The organism is Mycobacterium sp. 1245111.1, assembly GCF_001673405.1.
In the GTDB taxonomy this organism is placed as follows: domain Bacteria; phylum Actinomycetota; class Actinomycetes; order Mycobacteriales; family Mycobacteriaceae; genus Mycobacterium.
On the sequence record NZ_LZLV01000039.1, the window covers coordinates 1 to 788 of the forward strand.

At 60.0% G+C, this 788-nt stretch carries 1 protein-coding gene; it reads right to left on the reverse strand.

The features are described from left to right. On the reverse strand, positions 1–780 hold a 780-nt coding region (locus tag A5658_RS07895), incomplete at its 3' end, for an MCE family protein (RefSeq protein WP_369830497.1). Between the last annotated feature and the right edge of the window lie 8 nt (positions 781–788).

The window sequence follows — 788 nt, forward strand, 5'->3', positions numbered from 1 at the left end:
GTTGAAGTTCAGTTGACGCAGCGCCGGACCGAGGTAGCTCGAGCACAGTTTGGCCGTCTCGGCTGACGTGGTGTTTTCGACTGCACCGATTGCGGCGCACAGGAATTGGGTCGGATTGCTGAAGTTGTTCAGCGATACCGATCCGAGGATGGTTCCGGTGTCGGGGTTGTAGTCGGCGTAGCCGTTGGCCGTCGCCGTTCCTGCGACGTGCAGCAGTTGCTCGATGTCTTTGCGGTGAGCGACAAGGTTGTTGGTCACATCGGCAAGCCGCTGCACTTGCTCGGCCGTCTTGTCGCGCGTGTCGGCGACGAAACGCTGAACCTCGCCGACGACGTCGGACAAGTTGGTCAGCGCGGCGTCCAAGTCGGATCTGTTGTTGTCGACCAGGCTGGTAAGGGTGGCGAAGTGGTCCTGGAATTGAACAATCTGTTGGCTGCTGTCACGAAGCGTCGACACGAAGGTTTGCAGGTTCTTGATGGTGAGTGCGATGTCGCCCCCACCGTCCGCCAATGTTCTTCCCAGACCGGACAGCTGGCTCAGCATCTGTCGAAACTTGTCGCCATTGCCTCCCATCGCGTTGGCGGCGCTATTGATGAACCGGGCCATCGACGGCGTAGAGACTTGGCTGTTGGGTCCCAGTTCTGTTGCCAGCCGCATTAATTGGTCTTTAACCTCATCCCATTCGACGGGCACCGCGGTACGTTCGATTGGGATGACAGCTCCGTCGCGCAACGTGGGACCACTCGGGTTCGCGCCGCTGCGCCGATACGCGGGGGTCAGTTCGACGT